Genomic DNA, 23,884 nt, shown 5'->3' with positions numbered 1-23,884 from the left:
GGTGGTCAGCATTCAATAATGTTCACTGCCAGCCCGCCGCGAGCAGTTTCCTTGTACTTGCTCTTCATGTCGGCGCCAGTCTGGCGCATGGTACGGATCACCTTGTCCAGGGAGATGAAATGGTGGCCGTCACCGCGAAGGGCCATGCGTGCCGCGTTTATCGCCTTGACCGCGCCCATGGCGTTGCGCTCGATGCAGGGCACCTGGACCAGCCCGCCGACCGGGTCGCACGTCAGTCCGAGGTTATGCTCCATGCCGATCTCGGCAGCATTCTCGACCTGCTGCGGCGTGCCGCCTAACACTTCGCAGAGGGCACCGGCACCCATTGAGCAGGCAACGCCCACTTCACCCTGGCAGCCGACCTCGGCCCCCGAAATCGAAGCGTTCTCCTTATAGAGAATGCCGATGGCTGCGGCCGTCAGGAGAAAACGCACTACACCCTCTTCGTTGGCGCCACGAATGAAGCGCATGTAGTAGTGCAGCAACGCCGGGACGATCCCCGCCGCGCCGTTGGTGGGTGCGGTTACCACCCGGCCGCCGGCGGCGTTCTCCTCGTTCACCGCCAGGGCGTAGAGGTCGACCCAGTCGAGCACCGTGAGTGCGTCACTGAGGTTGGCCTCGGGGTGTTCGCTGAGCTGACGGTAAAGTCCGGCGGCACGGCGCTGGACCTTCAAGCCTCCCGGCATCACGCCTTCGGTGCGGCAGCCTGCGGTCACACATTCCTGCATCACTTGCCAGATGTTCAGCAGGCCGGCCCGTGTTTCGGCTTCTGGACGCCAGGCGGCCTCGTTAGCCAGCATCAGCTGGCTGATCGACAGCTCATGTTCGCTGCACAGTGCCAATAGCTCCGCAGCGCTGCGGAACGGGTAGGGCAGGGCGGTGCGGTCTTCGACAATCCGGTCGTCGCCAGCGGCCTGCTCGTCGACCACGAAGCCACCGCCCACCGAGTAGTATTCACGGCTGCGCAGCTGCAGCCCGGCTGCGTCGAACGCGCGAAAAATCATGCCGTTGGGGTGGAACGCCAGCGGTTTGCGGATCAGCTGCAGGTCGTTACCTACATCGAAAGGGATGAGCTTTTCGCCCAGCAGGCGCAGCTCACCTGATTCGCGCATCGATGCCATGCGTTGAGGAATGCTCGCCGTGTCGACGGTTTCCGGCAGGTCGCCTTCGAGCCCCAGCAGCACGGCCTTGTCACTGCCGTGCCCCTTACCCGTGGCGCCCAACGAGCCATACAGCTCCACCCGCATATGGTCGGTGCCAGCCAGAAGCCCGTCACGCTTGAGCCCCTCGGCAAAGCGCAACGCAGCTCGCATCGGGCCTACGGTGTGTGAGCTGGACGGGCCGATACCGATCTTGAACAGGTCGAACACGCTGAGTGACATGCGGTTGCTCCGAAGCGAACAGGCTTTTTATCTAGCCTAGACTGCCGAGACCGTTCAGCTGTTGCAAAGCACTGTTTCGTTTCCTGTCGTCAGCGAGTCGCTTCCGTTCCGCCCCAGGGGTTGGCTTCGAGGCTATTGTGCACCGCAGTCGCCGCCTGCGCCGCTTGCCCGATGGCGACGCTCATCTGCTTGAGGCCCATGGTCACGTCGCCGATGGCATAAAAGCCGCGCAGGGTGGTTTGCTGGTGGTCATCTACCCGGACGCCGCCGCACTCGTCGCAGTCGAGGCCGAGTTGCAGCGCCAAGTCCGAGCGGTACCGTGCGCCGAGGCTGGGATAGATAATGTCGAAGTGGTGCCGCTCGCCGCTGCAAGTAAGCAGCTCAATGCCCGTTTCACAGGGATGCAGTGACTCGACGCGGTCACTGATCAGGCGGATGTCGTAGTGCTCGGCCAGTGCGATGGCCTGGTCGCATGCATTGGGCTCGCCGTTTACCACAACCGTCACGCGGTCGGTAAAGGTGCGCAGGAATACGGCATGGCTGATGGCGTTTTCAGCCTCGCCGTAGACCGCAACGTTGTGACCGTCCACTTCGTAGCCGTCGCAGATCGCGCAGAGCCTGACCTTGCCTTCGCCGATGGCCTGGTCCACGTCGGGCATGTCCGGCAGCGTATCCTCAATGCCGGTGGCGAGGATGATCCGTCGGGTCACGCAGGTCTTGTCGCCGTAGCGCACGCTGAAGCCGTCGGCGTGGGGTTCGATATGTTCCACCCGGCCATGCTCGAGCTCTGCGCCATAGCTGCGGGCCTGATCGCGCAGGCGAGCCAGCAGGTCGTTACCGTTGATGCCCGGTGGGAATCCGGGATAGTTATGCGACCGTGGTATCCATGAAGCGCGACTGGAGCCCGCATCGACCACCCGGCAGCTGCGGCGAAAACGCGCCAGATAGAGCGCGGCGGTCAGTCCACCCGGCCCACCGCCAACGATGAGGCAGTCGATCAGGTCGGGGGTCGGTGCTGGTTGGGTCGAAACGTCGTTCATGGCAAATCGGGATGGCTGGGTTGTAGCCTGTAGAAATAGCGCGCCGCTTGAAAGTTCGGGTTCTCCGATGAGCGCAATGTCTGGTTTTGAGAGCTGGTTGGCCCTTGAACCCTTGTGCTAGAGCCTCAGATAGCCAACACTGCGGCGCTCGATGACTCGGCGGATTCAATTCGTACTGACTGGTCATCGCCATTCCAATAAAGGTCAGCCTGCGATTCGTTGCGGTGCTCTGATCACCTCGCTGTACCCATTCGGCGTGCCTTACCAGGTATCGGCTGAACACACATCGAACTGCAATACACCACTCGAACGATGCTCAACAGGCGTCGCATCGAGCTTATTTCCCGTGGGGGTCAGATGTTCAAGTCATTCTTAGTTGCGCCATGTGCGGCGCTGTATCTGTTGATTGCACCGGCAATAGCCAGTGCTGCGGAGCCCATCGTGATCAAGTTCGCCCATGTAGTGGCGGACGACACGCCGAAGGGTAAGGGCGCCTTGATGTTCCAGCGGCTGGTTCGAGAGCGACTCGCCGGCGCAGTGGAGGTCGAGGTCTACCCGAACTCGACGCTGGTTGGTGACGCCGATGAGATGCAGGCGCTGCTGGACAACAAGGTGCAGATGCTGGCGCCCTCGCTGTCGAAATTCACCGAATACTCACCGAAGCTCGAAGTCTTTGACCTGCCGTTCCTGTTCGACGATGAAGCGGCTGTAGCGCGCTTTCAGAAGCGGGAGATGAGCCGCGAGCTGCTGCGCTCGATGGCCAACCGTGGGATTTACGGGCTGGCCTACTGGAATAACGGGCTCAAGCAGCTATCCGCCAGCCAGCCCTTGCGCAGCCCAACGGATGCGGCGGGTCTGGCGTTCCGTATTCAGCCATCGCCGGTGCTCGAAGCGCAGTTCGCCGCAGTGGATGCCAAGGCCGTCCGGCTGCCGTTCGCCGATGTGGCGAAAGCCATGCGAAGCGGCACGGTGCAAGGCACCGAAGGCCCCTGGTCGAACATGCGCGGGCAGCATGCGGGCGTTAAAAAGAGCTATGTCACCGAAACCAACCATGGCGTGCTCAATTACATGTTGGTGACCAACTCCAGATTCTGGTCCAGCATTCCGTTCGCGGTACGCTCCGAACTGGAGAACATCCTGCTCGAAGTGACACAGACGGTGAATGCCGAAGCTGCGGCGATCAACCAGCGCGAGCGTGAGCGCATCCTGGCCAGCGGCGACAGCACGCTCGTTACGCTTACACCCGAGCAGCGCCAGGCCTGGCGCGACAAGATGCAGCCGGTGTGGCAATCCTTCGAGTCGCAGATCGGCGCCGATGTCATGCGTGCAGCGCTGACTGTCAACCGGCGCTAATGCCTTCGGGCAGGGGCCGGTTTCGGCTGACTGCCATCGAGCGCGCTTCACCGCGCGCTCAACCAATGTCTCATTTTGAGATCTGGTTGGACTTTCCGGCCTTGTGCCACGTCCGGTGTTCGCGAAGACTTCCGCCCGGTGGGCATAGGCTCTAGCGCCCTGCTTTTGGCCGACCGCATACCCTATAAGGCCAGCTGCCGACCGCAACAGTCGAAGTGATCTGGCCAGTTCTAACTAAAAAACGGACCGACCACACCGTTACGTGAGTCAGGCTTATCGTTGTCGATTAACCACTCGAACGGTGCCCGCAAGGCGTCGATTCGGGCTTTCCCGTTGGGGGGCAGATGTTCAAGTCTTGTGTCGCTGCGCTGGTCGCAGTCGTGTGTGGGTTGGGTGCCTCGGTCATGGCGGCCGAAGGTGAGCCTTACGTCATCAAGTTTGCCCACGTGGTGGCCGACGATACGCCCAAGGGCAAGGGAGCCCTGCTGTTCCAGAAGCTGGTACATGAACGTCTGGCGGGCAAAGTGAAGGTCGAGGTTTACCCCAACTCTACGTTGGTCGGGGATGCCGACGAGATGCAGGCACTGCTGAACAACGAGGTGCAGATCCTCGCACCGTCGCTGTCGAAGTTCGGCAAGTACACGAAAAAGTTGCAGGTGTTCGACCTGCCGTTCCTGTTCGATGACGAGGCTGCCGTCGAGCGCTTCCAGTCCCGCGAAATGAGCCGCGAGCTCCTACGCTCCATGGCCGACTCGGGCATCTATGGTCTGGCTTATTGGAACAACGGTCTGAAGCAGCTATCGGCCACGCAGCCGCTTCGTCTGCCCGGCGACGCCGCCGGGCTGGCGTTCCGCATACAGCCCTCGGCGGTCCTGGACGCACAGTTCAGCGCAGTGGGTGCCAAGCCGGTCGTGCTGCCGTTCGCCGATGTGTACAAGTCGCTGCAGTCGGGTGTCGTTCAGGGCGCGGAAAACCCCTGGTCCAACATCGTTAGCCAGAACATGCACAAGGTTCAGCCGTTCATCACCGAGAGTAATCACGGGGTGCTCAACTACATGCTGATCACCAGCTCGAAGTTCTGGATGAGCATGCCTTTCGCGGTGCGTTCAGAGCTCGATAACATCATTCTCGAAGTCACCCAGGCGGTGAATCGCGAAGCCGCCGCATTGAACCAGCGCGACCGTGCCGCGATTATCGCCAGCGGCAGCAGCAAGCTGATTGCGCTTACCCCCGAGCAGCGTCAAGCCTGGCGAGAAAAGATGATGCCGGTCTGGCAGGCCTACGAGGCGGAAATCGGTGCCGACGTCATCCGCGCCGCACTGACAGTCAACCGCAAGCGTTAATCCGTACATCCGCTCGCCGGCCTGACAGGTCGGCGAGCTGGACACACCCCTTCGCTCCGCGCTTCCTCCAGCCATTCAGCCAGCACCCCGCGCGTTGTTCCGCTGCTCGTCGCGAGCGGCATAGACAAGCGCCAGCGGCCGCGGTGATGCTCGATCTCCGGCAGTGGCGAATGGCCAGCCAGCTCCCTTCGATACGTAAACCGGTACGCTAACAGGGGCCGATGAGATAGTTATGCTCGTCACGACTGGGTTGTAGGTTCGGTGGGTTCAGCGGCTTGATACCGCTAAGCGCCAGACCACCGTGACGACGTCGGCCTGAGCGCGCCGGAATCGTTAGGCCTGTTCGGCTGATGCCGACTGTTTGCTAGGCTGGCTGCGCTTACTTCAGAGGAGCCGTGATGACCTATTCCCTGTTGCATGTCGTCCACCTGTTGGCGGCGATTTTTTTCATTGGCACCTTGTTCGTCGAAGTTTCGCTGCTTGGCCGGGTTCGCCAGAAGATTCAGCCGGAGCTGATGCAGCCCGTGGACAAGGCCATCGGTGCGCAGTCGCGGGTGGTACTGCACTGGGTCGTGCTGTTCGTCTACGGCGCGGGGATTGGTCTGGCCTGGCACCATCGCCATGCGCTGGAGGACCCGTTTGGCAGCAGCTTCGCGACCTTGCTGATACTCAAGATCCTGCTGGCGGTCGGTGTCTTCTTCACCTTTGGCATGGTCGCCATGCTGCTGCGCAGCGGGCGCATGACGCCGGCACGCTATCGGCGCATCCACTGGGTCATCTTTGCTCAGATGGTCGGCATCGTGTTGCTGGCCAAGGGGATGTTCTACCTGCACTGGTAAGGACCGGCCTCGTTCACCCAGTTTCCATACTGCATCGGCGCGTGGCGGACGATGACGTCAGTCAATCCCAACGCGCTATCGGCGAGCGTGATTGGCGGCAGATTCAGCCGCTTTAGGCTCGTTCATATTCGGCTGAACCGCGCCTATGGTGCATGCATTACACCCGTCAGATTGCCGAGGTATCCGATGCATTTCGCCTACAGCCCACGAGTCGAAGCGCTGCGCCAGCAACTGCGCACGTTCATGGATGAGTACATCGTGCCGCGAGTAGGTGCCTGGCATATGGAGGTTGCCGCTGGCGCTTATCCCGTATCCTTCATGGAGGATCTGAAAGCGCTGGCGCGCTTGGAAGGGTTGTGGAACCTGTTCCTGCCCTCGCTCGGTGAGGACGAACCCGGCATGGGCCTGAGTAATCAGGAATATGCGCCGCTGGCCGAGATCATGGGCCGTGTGCATTGGGCATCCGAGGTGTTCAACTGCAACGCGCCAGATACCGGAAACATGGAGCTGTTGCACATGTTCGCCACGTCGGAGCAGCGCCAGCGCTGGTTGTCTCCGCTGCTGGAAGGCGAGATCCGTTCGGCCTTCGCCATGACCGAGCCGGACGTGCCTTCCTCGGATGCCACCAATATCCAGACGTTGATACGCCGTGACGGCGACAGCTATGTGATTAACGGACGCAAATGGTTCATCACCAACGCCTCGCATCCCAATTGCAAGCTCCTCATCGTGATGGGAAAAACCGACCCGGCTGCGGAGACCCATCAGCAGCAGAGCATGGTTCTCGTACCGTTCGATACGCCCGGCGTCGAGCTGGTGCGCAATATCCCGATCATGAATCATCTGGCGCCGGAAGGGCACAGCGAGTTGCTGTTGCGCAATGTCCGGGTGCCGGCGAGCAACCTGTTGGGCAGGGAGGGAGACGGCTTCATGATGGCGCAGGCGCGGTTGGGGCCGGGGCGCATCCATCATTGCATGCGATCGATCGGCATGGCCGAGCTGGCCCTGGAGTTGATGGTCGAGCGTTGCCAGGAGCGCAAAGCGTTCGGCAAGTACCTGCAGCAGTACGCGAACCTTGGCGACTGGATCGCCGAGTCGCGCATCGAGATCGAACAGGCGCGGCTGCTGGTGCTGAAAGCTGCGTGGATGATCGATGAGGTCGGTGCCCAGGCCGCGCGCAAGGAAATATCCATGATCAAGGCGCTGGTACCGCGCATGCTGACCAATGTTGCCGATCGCGCCATGCAGGCCTACGGCGGCATGGGGCTAACGCCTGACACGCCACTGGCCGACATCTGGACCGCTGGTCGCGCCTTGCGCTTCGCGGACGGTCCGGACCAGGTCCACCTGCGCAGCATTGCCAAGATGGAAATCAAGGCCAGCGAGGCCACGCGCGGGGCAACAGCGGCTTACCTGACGCCGCCAGGCCGCCATCGGTCAAGGGCTTGATGTTCCAAGCAAGGTTTCGTGGAAATCAGGTTCCAATGGTCCGTGCTCGCGATCATGAACACCGAGCGGCTGCGGATCGCCCGCAAGCTGGCTCCTACGGCCGGGGCATGGCGGCGCTTTGAGCAAGCCTCACCGGCGAGCGGGTTTGCTATTTGTAGGAGCGAGCGTGCTCGCGATCATGGGCACCGAGCGGCTGCGGATCGCCCGCAAGTTGGCTCCTACGGTCGGGGGCATGGCGGTGCTTGGAGCGAGCTTCGCCGGCGAGCGGGTTTGCTTTTTTTGTAGGAGCGAGCTTGCTCGCGATCATGAACACCGAGCGGCTGCGGATCGCCAGCAAGCTGGCTCCTACGGTCGGGGCATGGCGGCGCTTTGAGCAAAGGCTGCGTTATCAGGCCAGAGCGAAGCAAGCTTGATATTCATCAAGGAGAGCGGCCGGTAGCGCTTCCTACCATGGCACCACATTCAGCCTTGAAGTGGGCCGCACATGAAGCCGCATTGCTCTTTTCTCACCGGCGCCGCACGCGCCCGGGGGCGTGGCTTCGCGCTGTTGCTGGTGCTGCTTGTGTTGATCGTCCCGGCGCAGGCCAAGGACTACGAAGTCGAGCAGCAGCGCATCGAGCGGTTTTTTCCCAGTGCAAGCGTCTCGGCTGCCGAAGGTGAGTACCTGGTTCGCACGATCACCAATGGCGAACAGGTTCTGGGCTACGCCTTCCAGTCGATTAATGTTGTGGACATTCCGGCCTATTCCGGCAAGCCCATCAACATGCACGTGTTGCTTGATCCTAAGGGGATGATCGTCGATGCCTACGTGCTCGAGCACCACGAACCCATTCTGCTGATCGGCATTCCCGAAGAACAACTGCACGCTTTCACCGCCAAGTACCAAGGCATCGGGGTGGATCAGCGGGTCGTGGTTGGCCGCTCTCGGGACGAGAAAGCCGTCACCATCGATGCCGTTACGGGAGCCACCGTCACGGTGATGGTGGTTAACGAGATCGTCATGCGCGCCGCCCGTGATGTTGCGCTGTCTCTGGGGCTGGTTGATGACAAAGCCGGCATTGCGCAGAAGCCGGCTACCATTCGTAACGATTACTACGAGCGCGCCAGCTGGAGCGAGCTGACCGGCAATGGTGCCATTCGCCGCTTGCACCTCACCAAGGGCGACATTGATCAGGCATTCAAAGGCACCGAGGCCGAAGGCATCGATGAGGCTGCGGCCGACGAGGTGCGAGACACCTTCATTGATCTGTACGCCACCCACCTGAATCCGCCAACCATAGGCCGAGCCCTGCTGGGCGACAGCGACTACGCCAGCCTGATGGATCAGCTCAAGCCAGGCGAACATGCCATCGCCGTGATGGGCAGTGGCGAATACTCGTTCAAGGGCTCGGGCTATGTGCGCGGCGGCATCTTCGATCGAGTGCAGCTGCGCCAGTTCGGCAACGTCATCAGTTTCCGCGACATGGACTTCCAACGCCTGGATGACGTGTACGCCGAGGGCATGCCCGAATTTAGGGAAATGGCGGTGTTCATCGTTCGTGAGCACGCGACGTTCGATCCCGGTTCGCCCTGGTCGCTGGAACTGCTGGTGCGCCGTCAGACGGGGCCGGTCAGCGGCATGTTCAGCAGTTTCGAACTGCCGTATCAGATGCCTGAGCAGTACCTCGATCGCCCGCAGCCGACAGCTGAAGAACTGGCCGCCATCGAGGAAGCCAATCGGCCGATGTGGGTCAATATCTGGTACCAGCAGAGCTTTCAGATTGGCGTGATCCTGGCCGCGCTGGCGCTGTTGACTGTCATCCTGTTCATGCAGGACACGCTCACCCAGCACCCCAACCTCCTGAAGAAACTGCGCCACGGCTACCTGATCTTCACCGTGGTGTTCATCGGCTGGTATGCCCTGGGCCAGCTGTCAGTGGTCAATGTGCTGACCTTCGTTCATGCGCTGGTGCAGGATTTCCGCTGGGAGCTGTTCCTCACTGATCCGGTGATTTTCATCCTCTGGGTGTTCACCGCCGCGAGCATCCTGCTCTGGGGCCGCGGGGTCTTCTGCGGCTGGCTGTGTCCCTTCGGTGCGCTGCAGGAGCTGATCAACGAGGCCGCTCGCAAGCTCAAGATTCGTCAGTACGAGGTGCCCTTCGCAGTGCATGAGCGCCTCTGGGCGATCAAGTACATCGTGCTACTGGTGCTGTTCGGCATCTCGCTGGAATCCATGACGATGGCCGAGAAGGCCGCCGAGGTGGAACCGTTCAAAACGGCCATCACGCTCAAATTCGACCGCCAGTGGTGGTTCGTCGCCTACGCCGTGTTTCTGCTGGCGATCAATATCTTCACCCGCAAGGTTTATTGCCGCTACGTCTGCCCATTGGGGGCAGGCCTGGCAATCACTGGCCGCTTCCGCCTGTTCGACTGGCTCAAGCGGCGCAAGGAGTGCGGCAATCCTTGTCAGGCCTGCGCCAACGAATGCGAAGTCCAGGCGATTCACCCAGATGGGCACATCAATCACAACGAGTGCCACTACTGCCTGGATTGCCAAATGACCTACCACAACGAAAACAAATGCCCGCCGCTGATCGTGAAGAACAAGCGCGCCAAGCGCGGCAAGAAGGCGCCGGGCGAGCCGACGCTGATCCCTGTCGTGCAAGTGGTGGGCCCGCAGAGCGATGCGCCAGACCGCGAACGCCCACAACCGATCGTTTGACCTGTCCGTACACGATAAGGAGCAATACCCATGAGCGAGAAGAGCATGCACACACCCGAAGCCCTGGAAAAGAGCGGCTTAAGCCGCCGTGGCTTCCTTGGCGCCAGCGCGCTGACCGGTGCCGCAGTGGCAGCGACCGCATTTGGTGGTGCGGTGATGAGCCGCGAAACCTGGGCGGCAGCGGTCAAGGACGCGCAGCAAAAGATCCACGTCGCACCAGGCGAGCTGGATGATTACTACGGTTTCTGGAGCGGCGGCCATCAGGGCGAAGTGCGGGTAATGGGCGTTCCGTCGATGCGCGAACTGATGCGTATTCCCGTGTTCAACGTCGATTCAGCCACCGGCTGGGGGCTGACCAACGAAAGCCGGCACATCATGGGGGAGAGCGCCAAGTACCAGAACGGCGACTGCCATCACCCGCACATTTCCATGACCGATGGCAAATACGACGGCAAATACCTGTTCATCAATGACAAGGCCAACACCCGCGTCGCGCGTATCCGCCTGGATATCATGAAGTGCGACAAGATGATCACCATCCCCAATGTCCAGGCCATTCACGGTCTGCGTCTGCAGAAGGTGCCGCACACCAAGTATGTGTTCGCCAACGCCGAGTTCATCATTCCGCACCCGAACGACGGCAAGGTCTTCGATCTGCAGCATGAAAACAGCTACACCATGTACAACGTCATCGACGCCGAAAAGATGGAGATGGCCTTCCAGATCATCGTCGACGGCAACCTCGACAACACCGACGCGGACTACACCGGCCGCTTTACCGCCGCCACCTGTTACAACTCGGAGAAGGCCTTCGACCTGGGCGGCATGATGCGCAATGAGCGCGACTGGGTTGTGGTATTCGACATCGAGGCAGCCGAAAAAGCAGTCAAGGCGGGCAAGTTCATCACTCTCGGCGACTCCAATGTGCCGGTGCTCGATGGGCGCAAGCAAAACGAGAAAGACAGCCAGTTCACGCGTTACATTCCGGTGCCGAAAAACCCGCACGGCCTGAACACCTCCAGCGATGGCAAATACTTCATTGCCAACGGCAAGCTTTCGCCGACCGTTTCGATGATCGAGATCGCCAAGCTGCCAGATCTGTTCGCCGACAAGCTACAAGACCCGCGCGACACCATCGTCGCCGAAGTGGAGCTGGGGCTCGGCCCGCTGCACACCACCTTCGACGGCCGCGGCAACGCCTACACCACGCTGTTCATCGACAGCCAGGTGGTGAAGTGGAACATGGCCGATGCGGTACGCGCCTACAACGGCGAGAAGGTCAACTACATCAAGCAGAAGCTGGACGTGCAGTATCAGCCAGGGCACCTGCATGCCTCGCTGACCGAAACCAACGAAGCTGATGGCAAATGGCTGGTGGCGCTGTGCAAGTTCTCCAAGGACCGCTTCCTGCCGACCGGCCCGCTGCACCCGGAGAACGACCAGCTGATCGATATATCCGGTGATGAGATGAAGCTGGTGCACGATGGCCCGACCTACGCCGAGCCGCACGACTGCATCCTGGCCCGCCGCGATCAGATCAAGCCGAAGAAGATCTGGGACCGCAACGATCCGTTCTTTGCGCCGACCGTGGAGATGGCCAAGAAGGACGGCATCAATCTAGAAACCGACAACAAGGTCATCCGCGACGGCAAGAAGGTGCGCGTTTACATGACTTCCATGGCGCCGACCTATGGCTTGACCGAGTTCACCGTCAAACAGGGCGATGAGGTGACGGTGGTCATCACCAACATCGACCAGATTGAGGACGTGTCTCATGGGTTCGTGATGACCAACCACGGGGCGAGCATGGAAATCAGCCCGCAGCAGACCTCGTCCATTACCTTCACCGCCGACAAGCCAGGCCTGCATTGGTACTACTGCAGCTGGTTCTGCCACGCGCTGCATATGGAGATGGTTGGCCGAATGATGGTCGAGCCGGCGTAACGCAACCGGGCGGGAACGGAGCCTCCGGTCCCGCCTTTTCATCTGCCTGGAAGCTGAAGAGGAAAAACGCAGTGCTCAGAGCTCAGGCGATAGGCAGGTTACAACCGCTGGCAGCGCTGCTGCTGGCCTTTTCCTGCGGGGTCGCCCTGGCTGCCCCGCAACCCATCACCCGCCTGCCGTTGCAGGCGGAAGGGGAAAACCGCTGGCGCCTGCCGGCGGGCGATTACCCAGGCCAGTTCAGCCTCGATCAACCGATGGAACTGATCTGCGATTCCGGCGCTGTCTTTCAGGCAGGTGGCGAGGGCAACGGTCTGCTGATCGAGGCCTCTGACGTAACGGTCGATGGCTGTACCGTCGTCGACTGGGGTCGCGACCTCACAGCCATGAACGCGGGCATCTTCATTCAGCCCAAGGCGCAGCGTGTAGTGATCCGCAACAACCGGTTGCGTGGCCCGGGATTCGGCGTGTGGGTCGATAGTTCGCGGGATGTCAGCCTGATCGGCAACCGGATCGAAGGCGACACGAGCATCCGTTCCCAGGACCGTGGCAACGGCATTCATCTCTACGCGGTAAGCGGCGCGCGGATCATCGACAACCAGGTGCGCCATACCCGCGACGGCATTTACATCGACACCTCCAACGGCAACCACATCGAAGGCAACGTGCTGGAGGATCTGCGCTACGGCGTGCACTACATGTTCGCCAACGACAACAGTGTGATCGGCAATATCACTCGCCGTACCCGTACAGGCTACGCCCTAATGCAAAGCCGCAAGCTGACTGTGATCGGCAACCGTTCCGAGCAGGATCAGAACTACGGCATCCTGATGAACTACATCACTTACTCGACCCTCAAGGACAACGTCATCACCGACGTCGAACGGGGCGATACCGGTGGTGACGCCATGATCAGTGGAGGTGAGGGCAAGGCGCTTTTCATCTACAACTCGCTGTTCAACACCATCGAGAACAACCACTTCCGGCGCAGCGACATGGGCATCCATCTCACCGCTGGCTCGGAAGACAACCGCATTTCGGGCAACGCCTTCGTCGGAAATCAACAGCAGGTCAAGTACGTCGCGACCCGCCCCCAGGAATGGTCGCAGGACGGACGTGGCAACTACTGGAGTGACTATCTCGGCTGGGACCGCAACGGTGACGGCCTGGGCGACGTCCCTTACGAGCCCAACGACAACGTGGACCGCCTGCTCTGGATGTACCCGCAGGTGCGGCTGCTGTTGAACAGCCCGAGCATCGAGGTGCTGCGCTGGGTCCAGCGTGCCTTTCCGGTGGTCAAGTCGCCAGGTGTGCAGGACAGCCATCCGCTGATGAAGCCGTCAACCGAACCCTTGATAAGCAAGACGCAGGAGCCAACGCCATGAGCGCTGTAGAAATCCAGGGCGTGAATCAGCGTTACGGCAACATGTCCGTGCTGCATGGTCTGAACCTGGCCCTCGCCGAGGGCGAAGTGCTGGGCCTGTTCGGCCATAACGGCGCGGGCAAGACCACCTGCATGAAGTTGATTCTCGGCCTGCTGACACCAAGCGAAGGGCGGGTGTGGGTACTGGGCCGCGCGCCGAATGATCCGGAGGTCCGACGCCAGCTCGGCTACCTGCCCGAGAACGTGACGTTCTATCCGCAACTCAGTGGCCGCGAGACGTTGCGGCATTTCGCTCGGCTGAAAGATGCACCGCTAAAGCAGGTGGACCAGTTGCTGGAACAGGTCGATCTGGCCCACGCCGCTGAGCGTCGGGTGGAGACCTATTCCAAGGGCATGCGCCAGCGTCTCGGCTTGGCCCAAGCGCTGCTCGGCGAGCCGCGCCTGCTGTTGCTCGACGAGCCCACCGTGGGGCTCGACCCCATCGCTACAAGCGATCTCTATCAACTGATCGACCGGATGCGCCAACGCGGCACCAGCGTTATTCTCTGCTCGCATGTGCTGCCCGGCGTCGAGACGCATATCAATCGCGCGGCGATTCTTGCCAAGGGCCGCCTGCAGGCGGTGGGCACTCTGGCGCAACTGCGCGTCGAGGCTGGGCTGCCCACGCGCATTCGCGCCAGTGGTGTCGGCGACAGTGCCGGCTGGTTGCAGCGTTGGGCGCGCGCGGGCCATAGCGCTCGTTCGCTGGGTGAGCGCAGCGTCGAGGTGTCAGCCATCAACGGCCACAAACTACCGCTGCTGCGCGAGTTGCTCGGCGAAGGGCAGCCGGATGACATCGAGATCTACCAACCATCGCTCGAAGACCTGTATCGCTACTACATGCAGCGCACCGGTGACGTCCGCGCTGCGGAGGGCGCGCTATGAACCCGATCTGGAACATCGCCCGCAAGGAGTTCAGCGATGGGTTGCGCAACCGCTGGTTGCTTGCCATCAGCCTGTTGTTCGCGGTGCTGGCGGTGGGTATCGCCTGGCTCGGCGCTGCCGCGTCCGGGCAGCTGGGCTTCACCTCGATTCCGGCTACCGTTGCCAGTCTGGCGAGTCTGGCGACCTTCCTGATGCCGCTAATTGCGCTGCTGCTGGCTTACGATGCCGTTGTCGGAGAGGACGAGGGCGGCACCCTGATGTTGCTGCTGACCTATCCCTTGGGGCGCGGCCAGATTTTGCTAGGCAAATTTTTGGGCCATGGGCTGATCCTGGCGCTGGCGGTGGTGATTGGCTTTGGCTGCGCCATGCTGGCCATCGCGCTGCTGGTCGAGAATGTTGATATAGGTCTGCTGCTCTGGGCCTTCGGTCGCTTCATGTTGTCCTCGACCCTGCTCGGCTGGGTATTTCTGGCCATGGCCTATGTGCTGAGTAGCAAGGTCAGCGAGAAGTCCAGCGCGGCCGGGTTGGCGCTCGGTGTGTGGTTTCTCTTCGTGCTGGTGTTCGATCTGGTGCTGCTGGCTTTGCTGGTGCTCAGCGAAGGCACCTTCAACCCCGAATTGCTGCCCTGGTTGCTGCTACTCAACCCGGCCGATATCTACCGTTTGATCAATCTGTCTGGCTTCGAGGGCGGCAACGCCATGGGTGTGCTGTCGCTGGGTAGCGAGTTGCCGATGCCGGCCGCCGCGCTCTGGATGTGCCTCGTGCTCTGGGTGGGCGCTGCTCTTTTGTTGGCCTACGGCGTGTTCCGTCGTCGTCTTGTCTGATCAACGAGAAGGAAAACTGTAACCATGAATGCGTTATATAGCCATGCTTCGCGTGTATTGATTGCCGCTGCACTGCTGTTGGGGTTGGCCGGTTGCGGTGAGGCGGAACGGGATGAACAGCCGCTCGAGCCGGTCGCCTTTCACAACAGCGATGAGTGCCACGTTTGCGGCATGTTGATCAGCGACTTCGCCGGGCCTAAGGGTCAGGCAGTGGAAAAGGGCGGGGTGCGGAAATTCTGCTCCGCCGCGGAAATGCTCGGCTGGTGGTTGCAGCCTGAAAATCGCATGCTCAACGCCAAACTCTATGTGCACGACATGGGCCGCAGCACCTGGGAACAACCGGACGATGAATACTTGATCGATGCCACCAGTGCCTACTATGTCACCGGCACCCAGCTGAAGGGTGCAATGGGTGCGGTGCTGGCGACCTTCGCAGAAGAGTCCGCCGCCAAGGGTCTGGCCGCGTTGCACGGCGGCCAGGTGTTGCGCTTCGAGGATATCGACCAATCGGTACTGCAACAGGCGTCCGGCATATCGCACGGTATGTCAGACCAGCAACGGGCTCACGCCGGTCATTAGGCCGCTAACCAACAACTCGATGAGGTATTTGAAATGATGGGCATCAGCATCTGGCAACTTCTGATCGTTCTGCTGATCGTGGTCATGCTGTTCGGCACCAAGCGCCTGCGCGGTCTGGGCTCGGATCTGGGCAGCGCGATCAATGGCTTTCGCAAATCCATGAGCGATGGCGAGGGCGCAGCACAGGGCGAAACGGTGAAGCAGGAGTTGAAGTAAGCGCTTCACTGAAGCCCTCAGCCTGCGGGCCAGGAGCTCAGGCAATCGGTTCGCTTGCCTCAAGACTTGTAGTTCACGTAGCTACTCAAATCGGCTCGCTTGTTGTAGAAGCGAGCGTGCTCGCGATCGTCGTTCAGCATCCGCCTGGTGCCGGTTACCTGTGTGAGCCCGGATCGCCAGCAAGCTGGCTCCTACCGGAAGCGGCGCGTCTTCGCCCGGTGTTCACTAAGCTGACTCAGCATCGGCTCGCTTGTCGTAGAGCGAGCGTGCTCGCGATCATTGTTTGGCATCTGCGTGATGCCGGTTACCTGGGCGAGCCGTTGGCGGAGGCGGGCGCTGGCCTGGGACCGGCCATCACCCAGACTCCCTCTCCTGAGAAAAGCTGATCGCAATCAAGTCTGCGAATGGCTCCTAACCTGTAGAAAGTAACCCTGGCTCTGATAATTTCCGAGCCGCAGTTATTCGGCCTGCAACTATGTATGGCAAGCCGACGCAGAAACTAGTCAGGAGGCCCGCGTGCAAGTCATCGATCGGCGAAAAGCCTTGAGTATCCCGCCGCTGTGGCGGCTTGCATTTCGTCCGTTTTTCTTAGCCGGCAGTCTATTCGCGCTGTTCGCGGTTCCGCTCTGGGTTGCGGTCTGGACAGGCACCTGGCCCGGCTTTCAGCCAACCGGCGGATGGTTGTCCTGGCATCGTCACGAAATGTTGTTCGGCTTCGCCATGGCCATCGTTGCAGGCTTTCTACTGACGGCAGGGCAGACCTGGACGGGCCAGCCAGGTATCTCCGGCAACAGGCTGATGGTGCTTGCGGTGGTCTGGCTGCTGGCGCGGCTCGGCTGGTTGTTCGGTCTGCCGCTGGCGGTGCTGATTCCGCTGGAGCTACTGTTCATGCTTGGTGTGACTGGCCTTATGGCGCGCATGCTCTGGGTGGTCAGGCAGAAGCGAAACTACCCGATCATCGCCGTGCTCAGCCTCATGACGGGTGCCGACGTGCTGGTGCTTTGCGGTGTTGCGCTGGCCGATGACGGTTTGCAGCGCCAGGGTGTACTCGCCGGGCTATGGCTGGTGGCGGCGCTGATGGCAATCATTGGTGGGCGCGTGATTCCGTTCTTCACGCAGCGCGGCCTCGGTCACACCGCAGCGGTCAAGCCTTGGCTCTGGTTGGACGTCGCGCTGCTGGTCGGCACGGGTCTGATCGCTGTACTCCACGCGGCCGGCTTGGCGCTGCAACAGAACCTCTGGCTCGGTGTGTTGTTTTCTGCCATTGCCGCAGGGCATCTGCTGCGGTTGGTGCGCTGGTATGACAGCGGTATCTGGCGCGTGCCGCTGCTGTGGTCGCTGCACCTGGCCATGCTCTGGCTGGTGGTCGCGGCAACCGGCCTGGCAATGTGGAATTTTGGTTTGCTAGCCAGCTCTAGTTCGTCACTGCACGCGCTGTCGGTCGGCTCCATGAGCGGTTTGATCCTTGCGATGATCGCGCGCGTTACGCTTGGCCATACCGGACGACCGCTGCAGCTGCCGTCCGGCATTGGGGGGGCCTTCGTGCTGTTCAACTTCGGCGCGGCGTCGCGGGTATTTCTCGTCAGCGAGTGGACAATGTTGGGGCTATGGTTGGCGGCGATCTGCTGGGCGTTGGCCTTCGCGCTCTATGCTTGGCGTTACGCACCGATGCTGGTCACTGCGCGAGTCGATGGTCACCCAGGCTAAGCGCCGAACACTTTCCTCTTAAAAAGCCGCCGTCTGTCTGTCTGTTTCGGTGCGGTCAGCTGCGGCTCGGCGATCGCGGGCATCGGAGATGACGAAAAAGACTTCAAGTGTCCACTACCGGTCGCACTGCGTTTATCAACAAAAATACTGCTGCAGAGCATCAATACTATTCATTGGAACTGCGTTTGTGCCGCACCGACAATGGGCACGCAAAATGACGAATGCATCAATTCGACGCATTCGCCACCTCAATTTGCCGAAGCGGCGTCCGTCAGCGGAGCCCTGTCGCTGAGGCAATCGATTTAGCTCGAACAAGTAGGAACCATGCACGAACGCCTTATCGACTGGTGCCGATCCTTTGTGCCTGATCCTTTTACGGCGCGTCCTGTCGAATGGCTGCGCGTCGCTACGGGCATCGGCCTGGCTTTGTTATTGGTCATTCCACTCAGCGCCTGGGTATTCGGCGTCTCGGTCACGCTGCCGCTGGCTGCGCCAGCAGCTGCGTCCGCGGTGCTGCTGTTCGCTGCCTCATCGAGTCCCTTTGCCCAGCCGTGGTCGGTGATCGCAGGCAACCTGCTCGCAGCGGCGATCGGCGTTGCGTTGGGCGCCAGCGCGCTTCCGGTGGCGATGGCCGCTGGCCTGGCCGGGGCGATGGCAATTGTCTGTCTGTTCGGTTTTCGCTGCCTTCACCCGCCAGGTGCTGCGCTGGCGTTGGTGGCGGTGGTTGGTAGCCCGGAGCTGCATGCCTACGGTTTTCAGTTGCTCTATCCTGTGGCGTTCAATTCGTTGCTGCTGGTGTCGATTGCGCTGATCTATAACAACCTTAGCGGGCATCCGTATCCCAAGGCGCGGGCACCAAAGACCAACGCGCATCACACCTACGACCCGCTGCCCAGCGAACGCATGAGCTTCAGCGAAGACGATATCGAACGGGCCTTGGCCGAGTTCGGTGAATACGTGGACGTCACCCGCGATGACCTCGCTCAGCTGATCAAACAGACCGAGAAGCATGCGCTGCGGCGAAGCATGGGCGAAATCAGCGCCGCGGACATCATGTCGCGCGATCTCTACTGGGCGACGGCTGACTGCTCCATACAGCGAGCGTGGCAAAGTCTGCGTGAGCACCGGCTGCATTCCCTGCCGGTGGTTGAAGCCGATAGTCGGGAGCTGCTGGGCATTGTCACGCTCGTCGACCTGCTGAAGCATCTGCGCTCCGCGCCGGCACGCTTGCGTCTAGGTCAACTGAAACGTTCAGAGGGCGGCCGTCTGCGTTCGATCATGACTACACCTGTGGTCTCGGTTAACGAGGATACGCACATGGTTGATCTGGTATTCCTGCTCTCCGACCGCGGTCTGCACTGCCTGCCGGTGGTTGATGCCAAGCAGCGCCTGGTGGGCATGATCACCCAGACCGATCTGATCGCGGCCCTCTATCGAAACTGGTTGAAGCACTTGCCCGACTGAGCCGCTGTTGCGCTGGCCGGGTCGGGTCGTGCTATGCACCGCATCACGGCAGCATTCGGTAGCGGCTGTCGGAACCTGTGGCCGGGTCGCAGTGCCTGAACGGTATACCCGCCTAAGCCGAGCCCCATGCAAGAGCGCCGCAACGACTGGCTGCGATCCTTTATTCCGGTGCCATTGAGCGTGGGGCCGAAGGAGTGGCTGCGCGCGGTATTTGGTGTCGGGCTGGTGGTGCTGCCGATGGTCGCGCTCGGGCTCTGGCTGTTCGGCGGTCCGGTCACGCTGCATATCGTTGCGCCAGCGGGTGCCTCGGCAGTCATTCTGTTTACTGCTTCATCCAGTCCCTTCGCCCAGCCCTGGTCGGTCCTTGGCGGCAATCTTATCGCCGCAACGATAGGCGTTGCCCTGGGTGCAAGCGGTTTGCCGACCGTTGCGGCAGCGGTGCTGGCTGTGTGCTCGGCCATTGCCTGTCTGTTTCTGCTTCGCTGCATGCACCCGCCCAGTTGTGCGCTAGCGATGGTCGCCGCCATTGGCGGGCCCGGGATCAGCGAACTGGGCTACGGCCTGTTGTTGCCGGTCGGCTTTAATTCGCTGTTATTGATCGTCGCTGCCCTGATCTACAACAACCTCACGCGCCATCCCTATCCCAAGCCGCGTGCATCGGCTGCCGGCACGCAGAGCGTCCCGCTGGGCGAAGAACACAGGAGCTTCACCAGCGATGACGTGGACCGCGCTCTGCAGGATTTCGGCGAGTACGTCGACGTAACCCGCGACGATCTGATCGAGCTGATCAAGCGCACCGAAACCCATGCGATCCGGCGGAGCATGGGCACAGTCGCCGCAGCGGACATCATGTGCCGTCAGTTGCACTGGATCGAGCCGGGCGCTCCGATTCGTCAGGCCTGGGCGATAGTGCGTCGCCATCGATTGCACTCGCTGGCGGTCATCGAGCCCAACAGCCATAAGCTTGTAGGCATCGTCACCCTGACCGATCTGCTACAGCACTTCGAGCCCAGCCCGTCGCGACTCAATCTTCGGCGGCTGACGTTCGGCCGCGAGGTCCGTGTAGAGAAAGTCATGAGCGCGCCGGTGGTCTCGGTACATGAGGACGCGCAGCTTGCCGATCTGGTGCATTTGCTGGCGGATCGGCGCATGTCCTGTCTTCCTGTGGTGGATGCCGAGCAGCGCCTGGTGGGCATGATCACCCAGACCGACCTGGTTGCCGGGCTGTATCAGAACTGGATGAAACGGTTGAGCGAGTGACGGTGAGCTGGTCGGCCTCAGCGGGATCTACCGTCTAGATCTCATAGTTCCAGCGCGACCAGTCGTATTCCTCGTCTGCCGCCTCGCGCAGCAGGGCGATTGCGGTGGAGAGGGCTGCGGACTCGGCTGCCCGTGAGTACACCACATAGATCGGGTAGCTGAACTCGGGCGCGTGGTCGACTCGCTTGAGCGCACCTTCGTCGAGGTAGCGCTGGACAACCCGGGTGCGGAAATAACCGCGGCCACCATGCTGCAGCAGATATTGCAGAGCCAGTGGGCCGAGGTTGAAGGACAATGCAGCACGAATGTGTTCCGGCAGGGCGCGGTCGTGCTGGTTCTGAAACGCCTGACCCCAGTCGACGTACAGATAAGGTTCGGGGATCGCGCTATGAACCACCTGAATCAGCTTTTCCTCGAGCAGTTGCTCGACTTGCAAGCCAGGCCGGTATTCGGGCTGGTGCACCAGCGCAGCGTCCAGCACGCCGAGGCTTAACTGCTCTTGCAGTTCATCGCCGCTGGCCACTTCGTTGCGAAAGGCATGGTCAAGCATGCTCTGGCGCAGCCGTCGCACCCAGGCAAGCATCAGTGGATTGCACAGGCTCACTTCGGAACCCAGCGACAGCAGGTTGTCGTAGCCACGAGGCAACGGCAGATCACGTCGAGCGGTTTCCCAGGTCTGCACCAGCTGGTTAGCGTAGGCGACGAAGCGCTCGCCATCGCTCGTCAGCCGCGCCCCGGCGCGGTTGCGCACGAACAGCCTGCAGCCAAGCTGCGTTTCCAGGCTACGAACCCGAGCGGTGACGGCGGTCTGGGTGATGTGCAAGCGCTCGGCAGTGGCAATGAAACTGCCGCACCGGATGATCTCGAGAAAGGTGCGGGCGAGATCGATGTCCATTGAGGGCTCACTTGAAAAGCCCGTATGAAAGCAGGTCGAACGGATAGATGAAAGCGGCTTCCGGTCTATCGGTGCTTAAATGCCCGGCCGTTCCGGCAGGGCGAGAAACATGCTCGCTCGGGTTGCCACGGATCGGGCGGAAATCCGGTTATCTGTAAGGCCAGCTTACTGGCGATCCGAGCTACCAAGGTTGGTCTCGCCAGCTCGCCGCTACGAAACGCCGTCTTGCTTCAAACCCGGCCTTCAATGAGAAGTTCCTTCGGCGAACTCGATCTTGTTGCCGACGTTGTATTTGCCGGACGGCTTGTTCATCGGGATGCGCTTGATCTCTTTCAACGTCTTCGCGTCGTAGACCAGCAAGGCGCCATCGGTGTCCCAAACGCTGAGCAGGGCATAGCGTCCGTCGTTTGTGAACTCCACGTGCGCGGCGTTCTTGCCGGGCATTGGGCGCAGTGTGTGGGCAATTTCCAGTGTCTGCTTGTCGATCAGGTGCACGGCGTCGTTATTGGGGCCGAAGAACACGTCGGTCCAGGCGTAGGGTGAATGCTGGTGACTTCGCATGAAGAAGCCCGGTCCTTCGGTGGGAATCTCCTTGATCAGCTTCCAGCTCTGCATATCCAGTACTGAAATCAGCCCTTTGCTGACGTTGGGCGTGGCAAACACCCAGTTGCCGCCGCGCTTCCAGTAGATCCCCGAACCGAGGTGCGGCATGCCTGGGAGGGGAATGTCCGTGACGGCATCGCCGGTGTCCAGGTCGATCACTTGCCCACCGAGGGCTTTGCGGGAAGTGGCCAGCAGGTAGCGGTAGTTTGGGGTAAAGGAGAAGTCGTCGAGGAAGTCGGCAGCCTCGATGCGGCGCGGCTGGAAGTCCGGCTCGCCTGCATAGGAAATCTCCCAGGCTTCCTTTACGTCTTTCAGTGCCACGACGAAGCTGTCGCGCGGCGGGGCGGTGTAGACGGCGCTGACCCGAGACTGGGTGCCGTCGGCGGCGACCGCGGGGATGTGCTTGACCAGCGACAGGTCGCGCGCGTCCAGCAGCACCAGGTTGCCCGGCAGGTAGTTGCCCACCAGCACCCAGCGCCCATCGTTGCTGACGGCGAGATTGCGGGTGTTCAGGCCGGCGCGGACCTCGGCGATCATGGTCAGGTTGTGCAGGTCGTAGACACTGATCCAGCCATCGCGCGACGCGAAGTAGACGAAGCGGCCATTTGGCGAGAACTTCGGCCCACCATGCAGCGCAAAATGCGAAGGGAAATTAGCCAGCTCCTCGAAACGATCCCCGTCCAGCACGCGCACATGATGGTTGCCGGCTTCCACCACGACGAACAAATTGAGCGGGTCGGCGCCGTGCTGCGGTGTGCCCGGCAGGGTGTTCACGTCAGCCAGGATGCGGTGGCTGGCGCGAATGTCAGCGTCGCTCCAGGTCGGCGGCGTTGCGGCAGGCTGATAAAGGTAGCTGACCAGCCCGTCGATCTGCGCGGTGCTCAATTGATCACCGAACGCGGACATCTGGCTGGCCGGGCGGCCATTGCGGATGACCTCGCGGGCTTCGTCGGGCTTGAGCCGGCTGAGGCTTTCGGGCAACAGCGCCGGGCCGGCACCACCGAGACGGTTAACACCGTGACAGCTCTGGCAATGTTGTTGGTAAAGCGTGCCCGCCTGGTCCAGCGACACGGCCACGGGTGCGGCGTGTACCGCACCGCAGAGCAGTAGCAGGACGAAGGGAATCAGTTGCATAGCGCCTCCAGGGCGGCCGGCTGTGAATGGGTCTCGGCGCGCAGACGAGCCGGAAACTCCAGAGCATGGTTGGCAAACAGACCGACCACCTCACCTATGACCGTCAATGTCGGAGGCTTCAATTGTTTTTCCTGCGCCATCACTGGCAGCTGTGCCAGGGTGCAACGCACCACGCGCTGATCGGTTCGAGTGCCGTTGACGATAAGCGCCGCCGGTGTGTCCACTGGCAGGCCGGCGGCGATCAGGTTGCATGAGATCTCGCCAAGGCTGGCCAGCCCCATGTAGAACACCAGCGTTTGCTTGCCCTCGACCAGACTGCGCCAGGGTAGTTGCAAAGCGCCGTCTTCCTGCAAGTGGCCGGTGATGAACTGGCAGGAATGCGCCAGGTCGCGGTGGGTCAATGGGATGCCGGCGTACGCACTGCAACCAGCAGCCGCAGTAATGCCTGGAACCACCTGACCGTTAATTCCATGCGCCAGCAGGTATTCAAGTTCTTCGGCGCCGCGGCCGAAGATGAAAGGATCGCCGCCCTTGAGCCGCACCACCCGCAGGTGCTGCTTGGCCAGATCGATCAGCAGCTGGTTGATCTGCGGCTGCGGCAGGCTGTGGTAGCCGCTGGTTTTACCGACATAGTGTCGGGCGCAGCGCTCGGGTAGGAGCTTCATCAGATCGTCGCTGACCAGGCGGTCGTAGACCACCGCGTCGGCCTGTTGCAGCAGGCTCCAGGCGCGTAGGGTTAGCAATCCGGGATCGCCGGGTCCGGCACCGACCAAGGCGACCTCGCCAGCGGCCAGCGTCGCGCCAAGGGAAGCGGGGAGAAAGTTTGGCTGATCCATGCGAACTCCT

Annotated in this window: 20 protein-coding genes; 14 read left to right on the top strand and 6 right to left on the bottom strand. The window is 61.4% G+C overall.

Annotated elements, in window-relative coordinates; genetic code table 11:
* Nucleotides 1-5 precede the first annotated feature (5 nt).
* Together JQR87_RS16035 and JQR87_RS16030 are read right to left on the bottom strand one after the other, a co-directional pair.
* Nucleotides 6-1,382, bottom strand: coding sequence for an L-serine ammonia-lyase (locus tag JQR87_RS16035; RefSeq protein ID WP_407295228.1), 1,377 nt, complete (start codon nucleotides 1,380-1,382; stop codon nucleotides 6-8).
* Nucleotides 1,383-1,471: 89 nt separating this feature from the next.
* Nucleotides 1,472-2,422, bottom strand: a complete 951-nt coding sequence (locus tag JQR87_RS16030) for an NAD(P)/FAD-dependent oxidoreductase (protein WP_407295230.1) — start codon at nucleotides 2,420-2,422, stop codon at nucleotides 1,472-1,474.
* Nucleotides 2,423-2,779: 357 nt separating this feature from the next.
* On the opposite strand from JQR87_RS16030, the gene JQR87_RS16025 reads away from it, so the two are divergent.
* The 4 genes from JQR87_RS16025 to JQR87_RS16010 all read left to right on the top strand — a co-directional run bounded on the left by JQR87_RS16025 (nucleotide 2,780) and on the right by JQR87_RS16010 (nucleotide 7,406).
* On the top strand, nucleotides 2,780-3,775 hold the full coding sequence (locus JQR87_RS16025; RefSeq protein ID WP_407295233.1) for a TRAP transporter substrate-binding protein: 996 nt from the start codon (nucleotides 2,780-2,782) through the stop codon (nucleotides 3,773-3,775).
* 344 nt (nucleotides 3,776-4,119) lie between these two features.
* Nucleotides 4,120-5,118 (top strand): TRAP transporter substrate-binding protein, encoded by a 999-nt coding sequence (locus JQR87_RS16020; RefSeq protein WP_407295235.1) that lies wholly within the window; start codon nucleotides 4,120-4,122, stop codon nucleotides 5,116-5,118.
* 398 nt (nucleotides 5,119-5,516) lie between these two features.
* Entirely contained in the window at nucleotides 5,517-5,957 is a 441-nt protein-coding gene (locus JQR87_RS16015) for a CopD family copper resistance protein (protein ID WP_407295237.1), read from the top strand.
* 186 nt (nucleotides 5,958-6,143) lie between these two features.
* Nucleotides 6,144-7,406 carry an acyl-CoA dehydrogenase family protein gene (locus tag JQR87_RS16010; protein WP_407295238.1) on the top strand — a complete coding sequence of 421 codons (1,263 nt, stop codon included), beginning with the start codon at nucleotides 6,144-6,146 and terminating at the stop codon, nucleotides 7,404-7,406.
* Nucleotides 7,407-7,554: 148 nt separating this feature from the next.
* Here the strand turns inward: JQR87_RS16010 and JQR87_RS16005 are convergent, their stop codons facing one another.
* A complete protein-coding gene (locus tag JQR87_RS16005; protein WP_407295239.1) occupies nucleotides 7,555-7,743 on the bottom strand; it encodes a hypothetical protein in 189 nt (62 codons plus the stop codon).
* 147 nt (nucleotides 7,744-7,890) lie between these two features.
* Between JQR87_RS16005 and nosR the strand changes: the two genes are divergently transcribed.
* The 10 genes from nosR (at nucleotide 7,891) to JQR87_RS15955 (ending at nucleotide 20,406) form a co-directional block, all read left to right on the top strand.
* Nucleotides 7,891-10,107: a transcriptional regulator NosR gene (gene nosR / locus JQR87_RS16000; protein ID WP_407295241.1), complete on the top strand. Its 2,217-nt coding sequence runs from the start codon at nucleotides 7,891-7,893 to the stop codon at nucleotides 10,105-10,107.
* A gap of 30 nt (nucleotides 10,108-10,137) precedes the next feature.
* A complete protein-coding gene (nosZ, locus tag JQR87_RS15995; protein ID WP_407295244.1) occupies nucleotides 10,138-12,051 on the top strand; it encodes a TAT-dependent nitrous-oxide reductase in 1,914 nt (637 codons plus the stop codon).
* Nucleotides 12,052-12,122: 71 nt separating this feature from the next.
* Nucleotides 12,123-13,433, top strand: a complete 1,311-nt coding sequence (locus tag JQR87_RS15990) for a nitrous oxide reductase family maturation protein NosD (protein WP_407295247.1) — start codon at nucleotides 12,123-12,125, stop codon at nucleotides 13,431-13,433.
* Nucleotides 13,430-14,356 carry an ABC transporter ATP-binding protein gene (locus JQR87_RS15985; RefSeq protein ID WP_407295250.1) on the top strand — a complete coding sequence of 309 codons (927 nt, stop codon included), beginning with the start codon at nucleotides 13,430-13,432 and terminating at the stop codon, nucleotides 14,354-14,356. Before JQR87_RS15990 ends, JQR87_RS15985 begins: the two co-directional genes overlap by 4 nt.
* A complete protein-coding gene (locus JQR87_RS15980) occupies nucleotides 14,353-15,180 on the top strand; it encodes an ABC transporter permease (RefSeq protein WP_407295253.1) in 828 nt (275 codons plus the stop codon). The genes JQR87_RS15985 and JQR87_RS15980 overlap by 4 nt, the downstream gene beginning before the upstream one ends.
* A gap of 24 nt (nucleotides 15,181-15,204) precedes the next feature.
* A complete protein-coding gene (locus JQR87_RS15975; protein WP_407295255.1) occupies nucleotides 15,205-15,759 on the top strand; it encodes a nitrous oxide reductase accessory protein NosL in 555 nt (184 codons plus the stop codon).
* A 33-nt stretch (nucleotides 15,760-15,792) separates the two neighbouring features.
* Nucleotides 15,793-15,975, top strand: a complete 183-nt coding sequence (tatA, locus tag JQR87_RS15970; RefSeq protein ID WP_407295257.1) for a twin-arginine translocase TatA/TatE family subunit — start codon at nucleotides 15,793-15,795, stop codon at nucleotides 15,973-15,975.
* A 516-nt stretch (nucleotides 15,976-16,491) separates the two neighbouring features.
* The gene (locus JQR87_RS15965) at nucleotides 16,492-17,682 is read left to right on the top strand and encodes an NnrS family protein (protein ID WP_407295258.1); all 1,191 of its coding nucleotides are present in this window, start codon (nucleotides 16,492-16,494) and stop codon (nucleotides 17,680-17,682) included.
* A 324-nt stretch (nucleotides 17,683-18,006) separates the two neighbouring features.
* Nucleotides 18,007-19,146 carry an HPP family protein gene (locus JQR87_RS15960; protein ID WP_407295260.1) on the top strand — a complete coding sequence of 380 codons (1,140 nt, stop codon included), beginning with the start codon at nucleotides 18,007-18,009 and terminating at the stop codon, nucleotides 19,144-19,146.
* Between the two features lie 126 nt (nucleotides 19,147-19,272).
* The gene (locus JQR87_RS15955; RefSeq protein WP_407295262.1) at nucleotides 19,273-20,406 is read left to right on the top strand and encodes an HPP family protein; all 1,134 of its coding nucleotides are present in this window, start codon (nucleotides 19,273-19,275) and stop codon (nucleotides 20,404-20,406) included.
* A 34-nt stretch (nucleotides 20,407-20,440) separates the two neighbouring features.
* Here JQR87_RS15955 and JQR87_RS15950 read toward each other — a convergent pair whose 3' ends face one another.
* The 3 genes from JQR87_RS15950 to cobA all read right to left on the bottom strand — a co-directional run bounded on the left by JQR87_RS15950 (nucleotide 20,441) and on the right by cobA (nucleotide 23,874).
* Entirely contained in the window at nucleotides 20,441-21,301 is an 861-nt protein-coding gene (locus JQR87_RS15950; protein WP_407295264.1) for a LysR family transcriptional regulator, read from the bottom strand.
* A gap of 243 nt (nucleotides 21,302-21,544) precedes the next feature.
* Nucleotides 21,545-23,038 (bottom strand): cytochrome D1 domain-containing protein, encoded by a 1,494-nt coding sequence (locus JQR87_RS15945; RefSeq protein WP_407295267.1) that lies wholly within the window; start codon nucleotides 23,036-23,038, stop codon nucleotides 21,545-21,547.
* A complete protein-coding gene (gene cobA, locus JQR87_RS15940) occupies nucleotides 23,029-23,874 on the bottom strand; it encodes a uroporphyrinogen-III C-methyltransferase (protein WP_407295269.1) in 846 nt (281 codons plus the stop codon). Before cobA ends, JQR87_RS15945 begins: the two co-directional genes overlap by 10 nt.
* Nucleotides 23,875-23,884: the final 10 nt, after the last annotated feature.

Origin of the sequence: Stutzerimonas stutzeri, assembly GCF_051028275.1 — a bacterium.
In the GTDB taxonomy this organism is placed as follows: domain Bacteria; phylum Pseudomonadota; class Gammaproteobacteria; order Pseudomonadales; family Pseudomonadaceae; genus Stutzerimonas; species Stutzerimonas stutzeri_AS.
This window is presented reverse-complemented; position numbering and strand designations above follow the sequence as displayed.